This is a genomic window from Actinophytocola sp. (genome assembly GCF_036555685.1).
In the GTDB taxonomy this organism is placed as follows: domain Bacteria; phylum Actinomycetota; class Actinomycetes; order Mycobacteriales; family Pseudonocardiaceae; genus Actinophytocola.
In genome coordinates this window covers 1-16,660 of sequence record NZ_DATBKY010000014.1, presented here as the reverse complement: position 1 = coordinate 16,660, position 16,660 = coordinate 1, and the positions used below count along the sequence as shown (strand labels likewise).

Annotated in this window: 17 protein-coding genes; 10 read left to right on the top strand and 7 right to left on the bottom strand. The window is 74.2% G+C overall.

Annotated features, from left to right (window positions below; translation table 11 throughout):
• On the bottom strand, positions 1 to 218 hold a 218-nt coding region (locus VH969_RS01310; protein WP_414638409.1), incomplete at its 3' end, for a hypothetical protein.
• 182 nt (positions 219 to 400) lie between these two features.
• The gene (locus VH969_RS01305; protein ID WP_331968945.1) at positions 401 to 1,510 is read right to left on the bottom strand and encodes a mannose-1-phosphate guanylyltransferase; all 1,110 of its coding nucleotides are present in this window, start codon (positions 1,508 to 1,510) and stop codon (positions 401 to 403) included.
• Positions 1,511 to 1,543: 33 nt separating this feature from the next.
• Here VH969_RS01305 and VH969_RS01300 point away from each other — a divergent pair, with 33 nt between their 5' ends.
• Entirely contained in the window at positions 1,544 to 2,455 is a 912-nt protein-coding gene (locus VH969_RS01300) for a DNA-3-methyladenine glycosylase family protein (protein ID WP_331968942.1), read from the top strand.
• Here VH969_RS01300 and VH969_RS01295 read toward each other — a convergent pair whose 3' ends face one another.
• From VH969_RS01295 to VH969_RS01280, 4 genes are read right to left on the bottom strand one after another with little or no spacing between them, the layout of a single operon-like run.
• On the bottom strand, positions 2,456 to 3,007 hold the full coding sequence (locus VH969_RS01295) for an NUDIX hydrolase (RefSeq protein ID WP_331968939.1): 552 nt from the start codon (positions 3,005 to 3,007) through the stop codon (positions 2,456 to 2,458). It abuts the gene before it with no gap.
• Positions 3,004 to 4,194, bottom strand: coding sequence for a coenzyme F420-0:L-glutamate ligase (locus tag VH969_RS01290; protein WP_331968951.1), 1,191 nt, complete (start codon positions 4,192 to 4,194; stop codon positions 3,004 to 3,006). The genes VH969_RS01295 and VH969_RS01290 overlap by 4 nt, the downstream gene beginning before the upstream one ends.
• 4 nt (positions 4,195 to 4,198) lie before the next feature.
• Positions 4,199 to 5,194: a 2-phospho-L-lactate transferase gene (gene cofD, locus VH969_RS01285; protein ID WP_331968930.1), complete on the bottom strand. Its 996-nt coding sequence runs from the start codon at positions 5,192 to 5,194 to the stop codon at positions 4,199 to 4,201.
• A gap of 35 nt (positions 5,195 to 5,229) precedes the next feature.
• Positions 5,230 to 6,006: a site-2 protease family protein gene (locus VH969_RS01280; protein ID WP_331968927.1), complete on the bottom strand. Its 777-nt coding sequence runs from the start codon at positions 6,004 to 6,006 to the stop codon at positions 5,230 to 5,232.
• A gap of 307 nt (positions 6,007 to 6,313) precedes the next feature.
• Here VH969_RS01280 and VH969_RS01275 point away from each other — a divergent pair, with 307 nt between their 5' ends.
• Together VH969_RS01275 and VH969_RS01270 are read left to right on the top strand one after the other, a co-directional pair.
• The gene (locus VH969_RS01275; RefSeq protein ID WP_331968948.1) at positions 6,314 to 6,562 is read left to right on the top strand and encodes a WhiB family transcriptional regulator; all 249 of its coding nucleotides are present in this window, start codon (positions 6,314 to 6,316) and stop codon (positions 6,560 to 6,562) included.
• Positions 6,563 to 6,657: 95 nt separating this feature from the next.
• Complete coding sequence (locus VH969_RS01270) at positions 6,658 to 10,071, top strand: glycosyltransferase family 2 protein (RefSeq protein ID WP_331968923.1); 3,414 nt, start codon at positions 6,658 to 6,660, stop codon at positions 10,069 to 10,071.
• Here VH969_RS01270 and VH969_RS01265 read toward each other — a convergent pair.
• Entirely contained in the window at positions 10,055 to 10,531 is a 477-nt protein-coding gene (locus VH969_RS01265) for a metallopeptidase family protein (protein WP_331968920.1), read from the bottom strand. The genes VH969_RS01270 and VH969_RS01265 overlap by 17 nt on opposite strands.
• Positions 10,532 to 10,768: 237 nt before the next feature.
• Here VH969_RS01265 and VH969_RS01260 point away from each other — a divergent pair, with 237 nt between their 5' ends.
• The 7 genes from VH969_RS01260 to VH969_RS01230 all read left to right on the top strand — a co-directional run.
• Positions 10,769 to 11,125 carry a DUF3499 domain-containing protein gene (locus tag VH969_RS01260; protein ID WP_331968917.1) on the top strand — a complete coding sequence of 119 codons (357 nt, stop codon included), beginning with the start codon at positions 10,769 to 10,771 and terminating at the stop codon, positions 11,123 to 11,125.
• 76 nt (positions 11,126 to 11,201) lie between these two features.
• Entirely contained in the window at positions 11,202 to 12,554 is a 1,353-nt protein-coding gene (locus VH969_RS01255; protein WP_331968914.1) for a phosphomannomutase/phosphoglucomutase, read from the top strand.
• A gap of 23 nt (positions 12,555 to 12,577) precedes the next feature.
• Complete coding sequence (locus VH969_RS01250) at positions 12,578 to 12,787, top strand: Trm112 family protein (RefSeq protein WP_331968910.1); 210 nt, start codon at positions 12,578 to 12,580, stop codon at positions 12,785 to 12,787.
• On the top strand, positions 12,784 to 13,884 hold the full coding sequence (locus VH969_RS01245; protein ID WP_331968907.1) for a hypothetical protein: 1,101 nt from the start codon (positions 12,784 to 12,786) through the stop codon (positions 13,882 to 13,884). Before VH969_RS01250 ends, VH969_RS01245 begins: the two co-directional genes overlap by 4 nt.
• Before the next feature lie 4 nt (positions 13,885 to 13,888).
• Positions 13,889 to 15,133, top strand: a complete 1,245-nt coding sequence (gene manA / locus VH969_RS01240; protein ID WP_331968904.1) for a mannose-6-phosphate isomerase, class I — start codon at positions 13,889 to 13,891, stop codon at positions 15,131 to 15,133.
• Positions 15,134 to 15,182: 49 nt separating this feature from the next.
• The gene (locus tag VH969_RS01235) at positions 15,183 to 16,103 is read left to right on the top strand and encodes a cation diffusion facilitator family transporter (RefSeq protein WP_331968900.1); all 921 of its coding nucleotides are present in this window, start codon (positions 15,183 to 15,185) and stop codon (positions 16,101 to 16,103) included.
• A 134-nt stretch (positions 16,104 to 16,237) separates the two neighbouring features.
• On the top strand, positions 16,238 to 16,660 hold a 423-nt coding region (locus VH969_RS01230; RefSeq protein WP_331968897.1), incomplete at its 3' end, for an amino acid permease.

The following is a 16,660-nucleotide window of genomic DNA, read 5'->3' as shown; positions in this document are numbered from 1 at the left end:
GCGCCTCTCGCGATCGCGTCCTCGATCCGGCGCTGGCGGGAGCGGATGCCGGGCGGCGAGCCGACGACGTCGGTCAGCGCCTCCTGCGCGATCGCCGGGATGTTCTCGCGAACCTCGGCGATCGGCACGACCAGCGTGGCGTCCGGGTCGTCCTGACGGCGCTCGTCGTTGTCGGCGATCACGATGCGCGGCAGCTGCAGCGTGTTCGCGGCGTCCATCGGCGATACGGCACTTTCGGGCGTTACCACGAACGCGCCTCGCGCCCGGGCTCTCGCCAGTGCGGCGTCGGCCCGTTCACGCGGGTCCATGCGTCGACCACCCCTTGCGCGCAGTGTGGATGTCGTGCCCCAGCGTATTCCTTTCTGCTCGCCGCGTCAGCGGAGAACAGAAGTCGATCAAGTCACACGTGCGCCGCATGACCACGCTCGCGCAGGATCTCGGTCAGCTTCTTGATGTCCTGCGCGCGGTCGCGGTGGCAGACGAGCACGGCGTCCGCGGTGTCGACCACGATCAGGTCGGCCACGCCCAGCGTCGCGATCACCCGGGGTCCGCACGGCACCGCGAGCACGCCGTCGCCGTCGATCACCACCACGGGCGGGGTGTCCGGGGTGACGTGCACGACCCGGGCGCCGCCCTCGATCTCCTTGCCGAGGAGCTCGCCGAGCGTCTCGAAGTCCCCGATGTCGTGCCAGCCGAAATCACCCGGAACGGTGCCGACCTTGCCCTCCGCGGCGGCCGGCTCCATCACCGCGTACTCGACGGCGACCTTCGGGATCGTCGGCCACTCCTGCGCCAGCACGGCCTCCTGCTCGTCGCCGTCCCACGCCGCCGCGATGCGCCGGATCGGGTCGTGCACGTCCGGGCGGCGGGCGGCCAGTTCGGCGAGGAACACGTCCGTGCGCCACAGGAACATGCTGGCGTTCCACAGGTAGTGGCCCGACTCGACGTACCGGGTGGCGACCTCGTGCGACGGCTTCTCCTTGAACTCCAGCACCGTCTGCACGGTCCCGGCCTCGGCCGGCTTGCTCAGCTGCAGGTAGCCGTAGCCGGTCTCGGGCCGGGTCGGCGTGATGCCGATCGTCATGAGTCGGCCCTCGGCCGCGCCCTCGACCGCGTGCCGGACCGTCTCCGCGAACGCGGGCGTGTTGGTGATCAGGTGGTCCGCGGCGAACGACGCCATCACCGCGCCCGGGCTGCGCCGCTCGATCACGGCGGCGGCGAGCGCGATCGCGGCGCACGAGTCGCGGGCGAACGGCTCGACGAGGATGTTGCGCTCGGGCAGTTCCGGGAGCTGGCGGATGACCGACGTGGCGTGCGCGGTGCCGGTGACCACCAGCAGCCGTTCGGGCGTGCACAGGGGTGCGAGCCGGTCGAAGGTCGCCTGCAGCAGCGAGCGGTCGGTGCCGGTGAGCGCGTGCAGGAACTTCGGGTTCGCGGCCCGGGAAAGCGGCCACAGCCGGGTGCCGCTGCCGCCGGCGGGCACCACCATGTGCAAGTCGGTCGAGCTCATTCGACGACCCTAACCGGGGTACGGTCGGGACTCGTGAGTGCACCTGCCGAGCGCGCCTTCACACCCGGGTTCCCGCTGGATGTCGCCGGGGTGCTCGCGCCGCTGCGTCGGGGGTACGCCGACCCGGCCTTCCGCCGCGACGGCGACGGCGTCTCGTGGCTCGCGGCGAACACGGCGGACGGTCCGGCCACGCTGGCGCTGCGCCGGCCGGGCGGCGAGGTGCGCGCGTCGGCGTGGGGGCCGGGGGCGGCGGTGCTGCTGGAGGGCGTGCCCGGGTTGCTCGGTGCGTACGACGACGACTCGGACTTCACCGCGCACCACCGGCTCGTCGCCGACCTGCGCAAGCGCATGCCGGCGCTGCGGCTCGGCTCGACCGGGCGGGTGTGGGACCTGCTGGTGCCCTCGATCCTGGAGCAGAAGGTGACGGGCTACGAGGCGCGGCGTTCGTGGCGCGACCTGTGCCGCCGGTTCGGCGAGCCGGCGCCGGGCCCCGCGCCCGCCGGGATGCGGGTGCCCCCGACGCCGCGGGCGATCCTGTCGATCGCGGACTGGGAGTGGCACAAGGCGGGCGTGGACGGCGCGCGGCGGCGGGCGCTGGTGGCGGCGGCGCACGCGGCGCACAACCTCGAACGCGCGGCGGCGCTGCGCGGCAAGCCCGGCCGCGACCTGCTGCGAACCGTGCCCGGCGTCGGCTTCTGGACCGCGGCGGAGGTGGCCCAGCGCGCGTGGGGCGACGCGGACGCGATCAGCGTGGGCGACTTCCACATCCCGAGCATCGTCGGCTACGCGTTGCTGGGCAGGAAGCTCGACGACGCCGGCATGCTCGAGGTGCTGGCGCCCTACGCCCCGCACCGCCACCGCGTGGTCCGCCTGCTGGAGGCGGCGGGCATCCAGCGCCCCCGCTTCGGCCCGCGCTTCGCCCCGCGCGAGTACCGCGACATGTGATCAGGCCGAGGCCGGGAGGCGGCCCGCCGCCGCGAGCATCTCCGCGATGCCGTTCGTGTCGTCCGGGTCCGGGAGGGCGTCCACCGGCCACCAGCGCAGGTCCAGCGACTCGTCGCTGCGTACCGGGGTCGCGCCCGGTGGCGCGTGGACCACGAAGCGCACGTCGAAGTGGCGGGTCGGCACGCCGAGGGAGCACGTGATCGGGTGGACGTCGACGTGCACGGGCTGCGGCTCGATCGTCAGGCCCGCCATGCCCGACTCCTCCGCCGCCTCCCGCAGCGCGGCCTCCGCGAGCGTCCGGTCCGCCGGCTCGCAGTGGCCACCCAGCTGCAACCACGCGCCGACCCGCGGGTGCAGCGTCAGCAGCACGTGCGACCCGTCCGCCGAGAGCACGAGCGCCGACGCCGTGAGGTGCCCGGCCTCGCACGAGCGCGCGCACGCGTCCGGCCGCGCCGCCAGGTAGCCCAGGAACGCCTCGCGCAGCGACTGCTGGGCGCGGGTCGGCGGCCGCCAGCCGGACAGCACGGCCACGGCGTCGGCATGCAGCCTCATCGCTGGAGGAACCTGTCGTCGGGCTCCATCGCCGGGCGGGCACGCACCTGCACGCGCGGCCGGCCGAGCGCCACCGCGCCCAGCGGCACCCACGACTCCGGCAGCTCCAGCAGCCCGCGCACCCGGTCGGCGGGCCCGAGCGGCACCACGCACGCGCCGAAGCCCTCGGCCGCGAGCCCGACGAGCAACCGCTGCACGGCCGCGCCGCCCGCGACGAGGCTCCCCACCGCGAACGGCAGCACGATCTCCGGCGCCGCGTACAGCACGTCGGGCGCGCCCAGCTCGTCCAGGAACTCCTTGCGCCACGCCCGGTCCGCGAGGTGCACGAACCGCACGGCCTCAGTCGTCAGCGCGGTGCCGACGGCCCAGCGCAGCGACTCGGCCGGCACCGGCTCATCGCCGAAGTCCTGCACCGGCGAGAGCAGCGCCGCCGAGCGCAGGCCGACGACCATCGCCTCCTCGGTGCCCAGCCGGAACAGGTCCTCGTCCACCGGCCGTATGAGGTCCCGCGCCCGCGCGTCCGCGTCACCGATCGGCAGGCCCCGCACGACGGCGACCGGCACGGCGCCCAGCTTGCCCTTCACCAGGTCCGCCGCGCTCGCGATCTCGTCGGCCACCGCGATCTCGGTCACCGCGAGCTCGTTGCCCTGCCCGTCCACCTGCCCGCGGTAGCTGTGCAGCACGCGCAGCCCGGACGAGCCGATCGCCACGTCCGTCTGCCCGATCCGCCACGCCCGGCCCATCGTGTCGGTGATGACCACGGCCACCTCGACGCCGAGCCGGTCGCGCAGCCCGTTGCGCAGGGCGAGCGCGGACGCGTCCGGGTCCGCGGGCAGCAGCGCCAGCTCGTCGCCCGCCACGTTCGACGCGTCGATCCCGGATGCCGCCTGCACGATGCCCAGGTGGTTCTCGGTGATCAGCGTCCGCTCCCGGCGGGCGAGGATCCGCACGGACTCCTCGAACACCAGGCGGCGCCGGACCCGGTCGCGCTCCGCCGGGTCCGCCGGCACCCGCACCAGCCGTCCCTCTACTTTGGACACGACCTTGCTCGTGACGACCACGACGTCCCCGGAGCGCAGCCAGCGGGCCGTCTCCGCGATCGCGCCGGTCAGGTCGTCGCCGGGGCGGAACTCGGGCAGTCCCGCGACGGGCAGGATCTCCAGCCGGTCGGCTGAGTGGTCGGGCAGGCGGTCAGTCAACGGACACCCCCGCGAGTGAGAACGCCGCCCGCGCCATGTCGGCCGTGGCGTCCACATCGGACATCAGCAGCGGCACGGCCCGCACCTCGACGTCCGGCACCCGCGCCGGGTCGCCGGTGTGCACGAGCCAGCCGTCCAGCAGGCCCTCGGCCGACGTGCGGCGCGAGCCGTAGTGCCGGCCCACCGCCTCGGCCGTGGTCGCGACGCCGATCGCGGCCAGGCAGGCGTCGGCCATGCCACGCACCGGCCGGTCGTTCACGATCGGCGAGACGCCGACGATCGGCGCGTCGGTCTTCACCAGCGCCGTGCGCACGCCCGGCACGGACAGCACGGTCCCGATGCTCACCACCGGGTTCGACGGCGCCAGCAGCACGACGTCGGCACCGGCGATCGCGTCGAGCACGCCCGGCGCCGGGCTCGCCTCCTCCGCGCCGACGGGCACGATCGAGTGCGCGGGCAGCGCGGCGTGGTGGCGGATCCACCACTCCTGGAAGTGGATCGCCCGCCGCTCGCCGGCTCCCGTGTCGCTGTCCGGGTCGTCTACCACGACATGCGTCTCCACGCGGTCGTCGGACATCGGCAGCAGCGTCACGCCCGGCCGCCAGCGCGCGCACAGGGCCTCGGTCACCGCGGAGAGCGGGTAGCCCGCGCGCAGCATCCGGGTGCGTACCAGGTGGGTGGCGATGTCCTTGTCGCCAAGGCCGAACCACTCCGAGCCGGCGTCGTACGCGGCGAGCTCGTCCTTGACCGTCCACGTCTCGCCGGTCCGGCCCCAGCCCCGCTCGATGTCGATGCCCCCGCCGAGGGTGTACATGCAGGTGTCCAGGTCCGGGCAGATCCGCAGGCCGTGCAGCCAGACGTCGTCGCCGGTGTTCACGAGCGCGGTGACCTGGTGGCGGGACTCGGTGCCGGGCAGTCCCAGTGCGCGCTTCACGCCCTGCAGGAACCGCGCGCCGCCGACCCCGCCGACCACGACTACAACCTTCACGCCCGCGATCCTTGCACGCGCGGGGTGGCCGCCGGTCAGCGCCAGAAGAAGAACGCGAAGTTGCCGACGGCCGCGAGGAACTCGTCGCCGCCGACGACGCCGTACACGGCGTTCGAGATGTCGAAGAACACGCTTGAGACGCCCGGCAGGCCGATGATCGCCGCGAAGAGGATCAGCGGTGCCCACGGCCGCGCCTTGGCGCCGAACCGCTGCGCCTCCGGCGAGAGGTACGGCTCGATCGCGCCCCAGCCGTCCAGGCCCGGGATCGGCAGGATGTTCAGCACGAACGCGAAGACCTGCAGCAGCGCGAGGAACGACAGCGCGCCGGCGAGCGGCTGCGAGGGGTCGAACACCTCGATCGAGACGATCAGGAGCCCGCCCAGCACGAGGTTCGACAGCGGCCCCGCGAGCGAGACCAGCGTGTCGACCGCCTTGGAGCGCAGCGAGTGGTGGTTGATCCACACCGCGCCGCCGGGCAGCGGGATGCCCCCGATCGCGATGAAGATCAGCGGCAGCACCAGGCTGAACACCGGGTCGGTGTAGCGGCGCGGGTCGAGCGTCAGGTAGCCCTTGAAGTACACCTCGCGGTCGCCGCCCCGGTAGGCGACGTACGCGTGGCCGAACTCGTGCAGGCACAGCGAGACACCCCACCCGGCGAGGACGAGGAAGAACGTGCCGGCCTTGACCGCGGCACCCGGCTGCAGCGGGCTGTAGTCCTCCGGCGCGCCGAAGGCCACCAGGAATCCGGCGGCGACGGCGACTGCGAGGATGGCCAGGAACACCGGCGACGGCCGGACCGCTGATCGCTGCACACCCCGAGTCTGCCAGTCCCATCTGTGTGCCTTGCGCGGGTAGGTCGTTTTCCCGTTACGTGCCCGACTGGTGGAGCACTTTCCGGAAGCCCCAATAGGGCATCACCCGGCCGGGCGCTCGGCTTGACGCGCCGCGACTACACGGGTGTAATCACATCGATGTCATTCGCTGGTTCATTTGGCGAGTGGTGTCCGCCAACCGGGGAGCGCGCGAAAGGCGAGGAGGCGGACCGGCATGCAGATGCAGGGAATAAGCGATGGGAGTCGCGTCGTGGAGTGGGGGGAGCAGCCGATCGACGAGTTCGGCATGCTCGCCGAGCTGTTCGACGACACGGAGGAGCAGGAGTGGCAGGAGCGCGCCCTGTGCGCGCAGACGGATCCCGAGGCGTTCTTCCCCGAGAAGGGCGGATCGACCCGGGAGGCCAAGCGAATCTGCCAAGGGTGCGAGGTCCGCTCGGAGTGCCTGGAGTACGCGCTCGCGCACGACGAACGGTTCGGTATCTGGGGAGGGTTGTCGGAACGCGAGCGGCGCAAGCTGAAGAAGCGTGCGGTGTGATCTCCGGCGTGACCTCACCGAGACCTTTTCACGATCCGAAATAGGAGTGGCCGGGCGCGGCGCGGGGTGGGCGCCGACCATGGCATGTTGTGGCCATGCCTCGCCCTCGCGGTAGCGGTCCGGTGCTGCGCACCGCGCCGGTGCTCGCCGTGCTCGTGTGCCACGACGGCGAGGAGTGGCTGCCCGAGGCGCTCGCGGCGGTGCACGCCTCCGCCCCGCGGCCGCGGCACGTGCTCGCCGTCGACACCGGTTCGCTCGACGCGACGCCGCGGCTGCTGACCGAGGCCGTCGACGCCGGCGTGCTCGACGGCGTCCTCACCCGCGACCGCCGCACCGGGTTCGCCGTCGCGGTCCGGGACGCGCGCGCGGTCGCGGTCGAACGCTGGGGCGACCAGCACGACGAGTGGATCTGGGTGCTGCACGACGACTGCGCGCCCGACCCCGACTGCCTTCCCACGTTGCTGACCGCCGCCGAGGCGTCCCCGTCGGCAGGTGTGCTCGGCCCGCTCGCGCTCGACTGGGCCGATCCTCGGGTCGTGGTCGAGGCGGGCCTGTCCACCGACGCCTCCGGGCACCGGCAGACCGGCATCGGACCGTCCGAGTTGGACTGGAGCAGGCTCGGGCGGGGGCCTGGGTTCGACCAGAGCACCGAGGTCCTCGCGGTGCCCTCGGCGGGCATGCTGGTCCGCCGCGAGCTGTGGGCCCGGCTCGGCGGGTTCGACCCCGAGATTCCCTTGCTGCGCGAGGACATCGACCTCGGCTGGCGGGCGAACCGGGCCGGCGCGGTGGTGCTGTGCGTGCCGGCGGCGCGGATGCGGCACGTGCGCGCGGTACCCGCCGGGCTGCGCGGTGCGGACGCGCGGTCGCGCGGGATCGGCGGCTCGATGCGGACCCTGGACCGCGCGCTCGGGATGCGCACGTTCCTGGTCAACTGCTCGGCTTTCGCCTTCCTCGCCGGCATTCCGCGGCTCGCCGTGCTGTGCCTGCTGCGCGCGCTCGGCTTCGCGATGCAGCGCCGGCTCGACGAGTGCCGGGCGGAGCTCCGCGCGATCGGCTACCTGTTGGGCGGCGGCGCCGGGCTGCGCGCGGCTCGGGACCGGCGGCGGGCCACGATCCGCGTGCGCAGCGTTCGGGGGTTGTTCACCAGCCGGCTGACCCGGCTGCGCAACGCGATGCGCTCGGGCGTCGCGATCCTCGTGCGCCGCCGGCTGCAGGCCGACGCCGCGCTCGGCCGGCTGCCCGACACCGCCGACCTCGTGCCCGAGCCGGCCGAGGAGGAGCCCGCCCGGCCGCCGGTCGGCCCGGCCGCGCTGCCCGCGGGGATCGCCGGCCGCCCGAAGCGTGCCGCCGGCCTGCGCCGCCCCGCCACCGCGGTCGCCGTGTCGCTGCTGCTGCCCGACGCGGAGCTGCCGCACGGCCTGCGGCCCTCGCCCCGCCCGCGCCCCTCGCCGGTGCCGCGCGACGGCGCCCGGGTCGCACCGCCGGACCTCGTGCTCGTGCAGGTCGACCGGGCCCGGCTGGCCCGCCAGGTGCTGCTCTCGCCGCCGGTCGTGCTGGTCGTCGTGCTGCTCGGGCTCGGCCTGTGGCTCAACGCGGCGCGGCTCGGCACGGACCTCGCGGGCGGGCGGCTGCTACCCGCGGCCGGCCTCGCGGAGACGTGGTCGACCTACCTCGCCACCTGGCACCCGGTGGCCGGCGGCACCGCCGCGCCCGCGCCGGCCGCGCTCGCGGTACTCGGCGGGCTCGGCGCGGTGCTCGCGCCGGTCGGCGGCGTGCCCGCGGTCGTGGCCGTGCTGCTGCTCGGCGACCTGCCGCTCGCCGGGCTCGCCGCGTACGTCGCCACCAAGGGCATGCCGGTGGACCGCTGGGTGCGCGCGCTCGTCGCGGCCGCGTACGCGTTGCTGCCGACCGCGACCGCGGCCGTCGCGCAGGGCCGGCTGGACGTCGTCGTCGCGCACATCCTGCTGCCGCTCGTCACCGCCGGGATCATCTCGCTGCTCGGCCGCGCGAAGACGGACTCCTCGCGCTGGCTGTCGACCGCGGCCGCGACCGCGTTCGGGCTGGCCGTGCTCGGCTCGTTCGCCCCGCTGGTGCACGTGCTGCTGGTCGGCTTCGCGCTCGCCGGGTTCGTGCTCGTCCCCGGCCGGCGCGGCGACGGCCGGCGGCGGGTCACGGCGTTGTTCATGCTCGTGCTGATGCCGCTCGCGCTGCTGATCCCGTGGCCGGCCGTGCTGATCCAGCACCCCGGCGTCGTGGTGCACGGCGTCGGCGCGCAGGTCGCGCCGGTCGACGTGACGCTGGTCGAGCTGCTCGGGCTGGACCCGGGCGGGCCGGGCGCGTGGCCGTACGTCGGCCTGCTGGTGGTCGTCGCCGCGCTCGCCGCGGTCGTGGTGCGGCCGCGGCGCGCGGTGGTGCCGGGCTTCTCGCTCGCGCTGCTCGGCGGGCTCGCCGTGTGGCTCGTGCACGAGGTGCCCGCGGCGCCGCTGACGGGCGGGCCGCAGCAGACCGGCTGGACCGGGGCCGGGCTGCTGGTCGTCGGCTGGGGGCTGCTGCTCGCCGTGCTGGGCGCGAGCCGGCCGGCCCGCCGTACGCGGGCGGCCGGGTACGGGGTGGGCGTGCGGATCGCGGCCGGGCTCGGGGCGCTCGGCGTCGTCGGGCTCGCGGCCGGCGCGCTGGTCGCCGGGCCGGCCGGGCCGCTGGACGACGAGCGCAGGCCCCTGCTCGCGACCACGCTCGTCCGCGAGCTGACCGAGACCGGCCGCTCGGTGCTGGTGCTCCCGCACGACGGCCAGCCGGCCCGGATGTCCGCGGGCCGCACGCCCCGGTTCGGCGACGACGACATCCCGCCCGTGGGTGCCGGGGCCAGCCTGGCGAAGCTCGCCGAGGACCTCGGGCCGGGCCGGGACGTGGGCGGTCCGGGCGAGTCGGCGCCGAGCACGGAGAGCGTGCGCGTCGGGGTCGCCCAGGCCGCGGCGGCGGGCGTGCTGTTCGTGGTGGCCCCCTCGACGGACGAGGGGGAGCGGCTCAGCGCGGCGGCCGGCGACCTCGTCGCGTCCGCGCCGGCGACGAGCGATGGCCGGCCCGTGCTGCGCCTGCAGCCCGCGGCCGGTCAGGTGACGCTGCTGTCCCCGGAGCAGGCGCGCCGCGCGATCACCGCGAGCCCACCGCCGACCGACCTCGGGGCGCCCGGCATCGTGCCGGTCGAGGCGTCCCCGCCGGCGGTCGCCGTCCGGGTGTCCGACGGCCCGGGCGGGCGGCTGCTCGTGATCGCCGCCGAGGAGGAGCCCGGCTGGCAGGCCACTGTGGACGGTCGGGCGGTCCCGGTGGCCCGGGCGTGGGGCCACCTGGTCGGCGTGTCGGTGCCGGTCCGCTCGGCCGCCGTCCGGGTCGAGCAGCCCACGGCGCTGCGCAGCGTGCTGCTGCTCGTCCAGGCCGCGATGGTGCTGTTCGTGCTGCTGACCGCGATCCCCGGCCGCCGCAAGGAGCCGGCGCTCACTCGCCCTCGATGACCCCGGGGTCGATGTTGAGGTAGGTCGCCACCTGCTCGACGAGCACGTGGTGGACCAGGTCCGCGAGGTCGGCGCCGTCGCGGGCGCGCGCCTCCAGCGGGCGGCGGAACAGCACGATCCGGGCCTTGGTCGGCATCCCGCGCCGGTCCATGCCGGCCGGCACCAGCCGGGCCAGCGGTACGCCCGCGTCGGCGAGCAGCCCGTCCGGCGCGACCTGCGTCCGCTCCGTGCCGCGCACGTCCGGCACGTCGTCCACGGCGATGTCGAGGTCGGTCAGCTCGGTGCGCCACCGGGCCTCGATCGGCTCGAGCGCGGCCAGCACCAGCGCGTCGAACCGCTCGGCCCGCGTGGAGGCGGCCGGCAGCGTCGACGGGTACAGCGAGCCGCGCAGCCCCCGGCCGTGCCGGTCCCGGTTGGGCCGGCGCCGGTGGCGCTCGCGGTAGCCCTTGGTCGTGCTCACGGACCGAGCTTAGCCAGCCACTCCACCGCGCCCCGCGTACCGCGTCGGGGCCGCGATCGTGGTGCGTCGGCCAGATACCGACCAACGCGACCGCAGGCGAACGTGACGGCACCCGACCACGGTCGACCGGACCGGCCCGTGCCCTTCCTCGGGACGCACCGACGGCGGCAAAATCCGGGAAGGCGGACCAGCGTGCCTACCAGCCGCGAAGGGGTCGAGGCGCTATCGTCCTCGATCGTGCGGAGCGTGCGGAAATGTTCACGGACCGGGTGTGGCAATCCGGCCGTCGCGACGCTCACCTACGCCTACGCCGACTCGACGGCGGTCGTCGGTCCGCTCGCGTCCTACTCCGAGCCGCACAGCTACGACCTCTGCGAGGAGCACGCGCTGAAGCTCACCGTGCCGCGCGGCTGGGAGGTCGTCCGGCACGACGGCGAGTTCGCCGCTCCCGCGCCGTCGGTCGACGACCTGACCGCGCTCGCCGAGGCCGTCCGCGAGGCGGGCCGGCCGGACCGGCCCGTCGAGCAGCCCGAGCCCGCGCCGACCGGTCGTCGTGGCCACCTGCGTGTTCTCCCGGATCCGGTGAGCGAGTAATACCCCGGACTACTCTCCCGGGCCCACCCCGCCGGTAGGCTGCGAGCCAAATCAGCTGACCATCTCGGGAGCACTGGTGCGTGACCTGTCCGGCGTCTTCAAGGCCTACGACATCCGCGGGATCGTCGGCGAGCAGCTCGACACGGATCTCGTCCGCAACACCGGCGCCGCGTTCGCCCGGCTGGTCGGCGGGCCCTCGATCGTCATCGGCCACGACATGCGCGCGTCCTCGCCCGAGCTCGCGAGCGCCTTCGCCGACGGCGCGCTGCAGGAGGGCGTCGACGTCGTCATGATCGGGCTCGCCAGCACCGACATGCTGTACTTCGCCTCCGGCAGCCTGGACATGCCCGGCGCGATGTTCACCGCGAGCCACAACCCGGCCAAGTACAACGGGATCAAGCTGTGCCGGGCCGGCGCCGCGCCGGTCGGCCAGGACACCGGCCTCACCGACATCCAGCGCGAGGTCGAGGCCGACACGCCGCCGAGCCAGGGCAAGACGCCCGGCAAGCTCGAGACCCGCGACATGCTCTCCGGCTACGTGAGCTACCTGCGCGAGCTGGTCGACCTCACGCACATCCGGCCGCTGAAGGTCGCGGTCGACGCGGGCAACGGCATGGGCGGGCACACCGTGCCGGCCGTGTTCGACGGCCTGCCGATCGAGGTCGTGCCGATGTACTTCGAGCTCGACGGCACCTTCCCCAACCACGAGGCCAACCCGCTCGATCCCCGCAACCTCGTCGACCTGCAGGCCAAGGTGCGCGAGATCGGCGCGGACGCGGGCATCGCGTTCGACGGCGACGCCGACCGCTGCTTCCTCGTCGACGAGCACGGCGACCCGGTGCCGCCGAGCGCGATCACCGCGCTGGTCGCGGTCCGCGAGCTCGGGAAGGACCCGGGCGGCACGGTGATCCACAACCTGATCACGTCGAAGGCCGTCCCGGAGATCGTGGCCGAGCACGGTGGCAAGCCGATCAGGACGCGCGTCGGCCACTCGTTCATCAAGGCGGAGATGGCCAGGACCGGCGCGATCTTCGGCGGCGAGCACTCCGCGCACTACTACTTCCGCGACTTCTGGCGCGCCGACACCGGCATGCTGGCCGCGCTGCACATGCTCGCGGCGCTCGGCGAGCAGGACCGGCCGTTGTCGGAGCTGACCTCGGCGTACACCCGCTACGCCGCGTCCGGCGAGATCAACTCGACGGTCGGCGACCAGGCCGGCCGGATGGCCGCGGTGAAGGAGTCGTTCGCCGGACGGGAGGGCGTGCGCACCGACGAGACGGACGGGCTCACGGTCGAGCTGCCCGACGGCGGCTGGTTCAACATCCGCCCGTCCAACACCGAGCCCTTGCTGCGCCTGAACGTCGAGGCCGCCGACGACGCCGCGGTCGCCGCCCTGCGCGACGAGGTGCTGGGGATCGTCCGGGCCTAGGGCTTACACAGGAGGAGAACGCGATGGCAGTCCAGCTGGATCCGCAGCTGCTGGAGATCCTGGCGTGCCCGTCCGACGACCACGCCCCGCTGACCGTCGGCAGCCCGACCGACCCCGAGGCCGACGTGTTGACGTGCACGTCGTGCGGGCGCCAGTTCCGCGTCGAGGACGGCATCCCCGTACTGCTGCTGGACGAGGCGATCGAGCCCGCGGGCGGTGGGTCGGAGCGATGAGCTCCGCCATCGACGACACCTTGCTCGACGACCTCGACCGCATCGCCGAGGTCGACCACGACGGCCTGCTGCACGCCGCCGCGCTCGCCGGTGCCCAGGTGCGGGCCACCGCGGAGGCCGCGCAGGAGGCCGGCATCGCCCGGCTCGCCGGCGCCAGCCCGCGCGCGTTGGTGCTGCTCACCAGCCCCGGGCTGAGCCCGGTGGGCGCGAAGCTGCTCCAGGCGTTGCTCGGCCGGGCCTGCCCGGTGCCGGTGGTCCTCACCGACACCGCGCCGACCTGGCTCGGGCCGCTGGACGTCGTGGTCGCGCACACCGACGACCCGGGCGACTCCGCGCTCGCCGAGTCGATCGACCGGGCCGGCCGCTACGGCGCGGGCGTCGTGCTGACCGCGCCCGAGGACGGCCCGGTGGCCGCCGCCGCGGCCGGCAAGTGCGTGCTGATCCCGCCGCGCGTGCCGGTGCCGCCGGGGTTCGGCTTCACCCGCGCGCTCGCGGGCGGGCTGATCACCGTGACCACGCTGGAGCTGCTGCGCACGGACCTGGAGATGGTCGCCGACGAGCTCGACCGCGAGGCCGAGCGGGACCACATGCAGCACGAGTCGTTCGTCAACCCGGCCAAGTCGCTCGCGCTGCGGCTGGCCGAGCGCAGCCCGCTCCTGTGGGGCCTGGACGACGTGGCCACCGGCGTCGCCTGGTACGCCGCCCAGGCGCTCGCCACGCACACCGACCTGGTCTGCGACGTCGCCGCCTACCCGCACGCCACGAGCCGCACGGCGCTGCACCGCGCGGCCACCCGCGCCGCGGCCGGCACCGACATCTTCGCCGACCCCGAGGACGCCGACCCGGCCGCGGTCTCGCCGCTGCGCGTGTTCCTGCTCGCCGTGTCCGCCGTCGCGAGCGACCCGGTGCGCCGGGTCGCGGTGGACACCTTCCCCGCCGCCGACCTGCTCGACCCGGCCGAGGAGATCACCGCCGACGAGACGACGTGCGCCGCGGTGCTCGCGCTTCGGTTCCAGCTAGCCGCGCTCTACCTCGGGCTCGCGGCGGGCACGACCGGCGGCACGACGACCTACGGCCCGGCCCGGCCACGGGAGTGAGTCGATGCAGCTGCTGAACAACCGGGTCCGCCCGTACGCGTGGGGCTCCCGCACGACGATCGCCGAGCTGCTCGGCCGCGCGGTGCCGGCGCCGCACCCGGAGGCGGAGCTGTGGCTGGGCGCGCACCCGGGCGACCCGTCCACGGTCGTCCACGACGAGGGCGAGCGGTCGCTGCTCGACGTGCTCGCCGAGGACCCGACCGGCCAGCTCGGCCCGGACGTCGCCGCGCGGTGGGGCGGGCGGCTGCCGTTCCTGCTGAAGGTGCTCGCCGCCGAGGAACCGCTGTCGCTGCAGGCCCACCCGTCCGCCGCGCAGGCCGCGGAGGGCTACGCGCGCGAGGAGAAGGCCGGCATCCCGCGCGAGGCGGGCAACCGCAACTACCCGGACCCGACGGCCAAGCCCGAGCTGCTGTGCGCGGTCACCGAGTTCCACGCGCTCGCCGGCTTCCGCGAGCCGGCCCGAACCGTGGAGCTGCTGCGCGCGATCGAGACGCCGGCGCTGTCCGGCCATGTCGGCCTGCTCGCCGGCGAGCCGAACGGCGAGGGCCTGCGGGCGCTGTTCACCACGTGGATCACGCTGCCGCAGCCGGCGATCGACGCGCTGCTGCCCGACCTGCTCGACGCGTGCGTCGCGCACGTCAAGGACCACGGCGAGTTCGAGCTCGAGTGCCGCACGGTGCTCGAGCTGGGCGAGCGGTACCCGGGTGACTGCGGGGTGCTGGCCGCGCTGCTGCTCAACCGGCTGGTCCTGGCACCGGGCGAGGCGATCTTCCTGCCGGCCGGGAACCTGCACACCTACCTGCACGGCACCGGCGTCGAGGTGCTCGCGAACTCCGACAACGTGCTGCGCGGCGGGCTCACGCCCAAGCACGTCGACGTGCCGGAGCTGTTGCGGGTGCTCGACTTCTCCTTCGGCGACATGGCCAGGAGCACCGGTGAGGAGAACGGCCCGCGCCGGGTGTACCGGACGGCCGCGCCGGAGTTCGAGCTGTCGCGCGTCGAGTGGTCCGCCGACGAGCCGCGTACCGAGGTGAAGCTCGAGGGCGGCACGCCGCGCATCCTCGTGTGCGTCGACGGCGACGTGCGTGCCGTGGCGGTCGACGGCCGGGAGCTCGGGCTGCGGCGGGGCATGTCGATGTGGGTGCCCGCGGCCGATCCCGACGTCGTGATCGCACCGGCGGGCGACGGTCGGGTACGGCTGTTCGCCGCGACGGTGGGCAGTGGGACGGGCGGGGTATCCGGTCTCTAGGCTTGCGCCGGACCTTCGCATTTCGGACGGAACACTTGAGGGAGCTGCCGTGTCTGCAGGGGGCGGTACCAGAGCCATCCTCGCCGCGCTCGCCGCGAACGCCGGCATCGCGGTCGCGAAGTTCGTCGGCTTCGCCATCACGGGCTCGTCGTCGATGCTCGCGGAGTCGGTGCACTCGGTCGCGGACACGTCCAACCAGGGCCTGCTGCTGCTCGGCCAGAAGACGTCGCGGCGCGAGGCCACCCGTGAGCACCCGTTCGGCTTCGGCCGGGACCGCTACTTCTACTCGTTCATCGTGGCGCTGATGCTGTTCAGCCTCGGTGCGGTGTTCGCCATCTACGAGGGCATCCACAAGCTGGAGCACCCGGAGCCGCTGACCTCGCCGGTCGTCGCGGTCGCCATCCTGGTGATCGCGATCATCCTGGAGGGGTACAGCTTCCGGACCGCGATGGTCGAGTCGGCCAAGATCAAGCGCGACGTGTCGTGGTGGGGGTTCATCCGCCAGTCGCGGACCCCGGAGCTGCCGGTCGTGCTGCTGGAGGACACCGGCGCGCTGCTCGGGCTGCTCTTCGCGCTCTTCGGCGTGGGCCTGTCGGTGATCACCGGGGACGCGTTCTGGGACGGCGTGGGCACGCTCATGATCGGCGCGCTGCTCGGCGTCATCGCGATCATCCTCATCGTCGAGATGAAGAGCCTGCTGATCGGCGAGGGCGCCACCCCGCGCGAGCACGAGTCGATCACGACGGCCATCGTCAGCGGCAGGGTCCAGCGGCTGATCCACATCCGCACCCAGTACCTGGGCCCCGACGAGCTGCTCGTCGCGGCGAAGATCGCGCTGGAACCGGGGCTCCCGCTCGCGGAGGTGGCCCGCGAGATCGACGCGGCCGAGCAACGCATCCGCGCCGCGGTGCCCTCGGCCCGCCTCATCTATCTCGAACCGGACCTGGACCGCACGCCCGCGCAGGCCTGAGGCACGCCCGGCCACCGGCCGGCCGCCGCGACTTTGCTAGCGAAGTAGAAATATGGGCTCCGCTCGCTGTGCGGAGGGGACCGAGGCGGTCGAGTATGGACGAAGCTGATCAGGCCGTGGAGTGAGGAGGACCCGTGCCCGGTAACGGCTTGTTGCGCACAAAGTCCGTCGAACAGTCCATCGCCGACACGGACGAGCCCGAGACGAGACTGCGGAAGAACCTGAGCGCCTGGGACCTCACGGTCTTCGGCGTCGCGGTCGTCATCGGCGCCGGCATCTTCACCTTGACCGCCCGCACGGCCGGCGACCTCGCCGGGCCGTCCACGTCGCTCGCGTTCGTGCTCGCCGCGATCGCGTGCGCCCTGGCGGCCCTCTGCTACGCGGAGTTCGCGTCGTCCGTGCCGGTCGCGGGCAGTGCCTACACGTTCTCCTACGCCACGTTCGGCGAGTTCCTCGCCTGGATCATCGGCTGGGACCTGGTGCTGGAGTTCGCGGTCGGCGCGGCCGCGGTGGGGACGGGGTGGTCGGAGTACCTGCAGACGGTCCTCGGCTACATC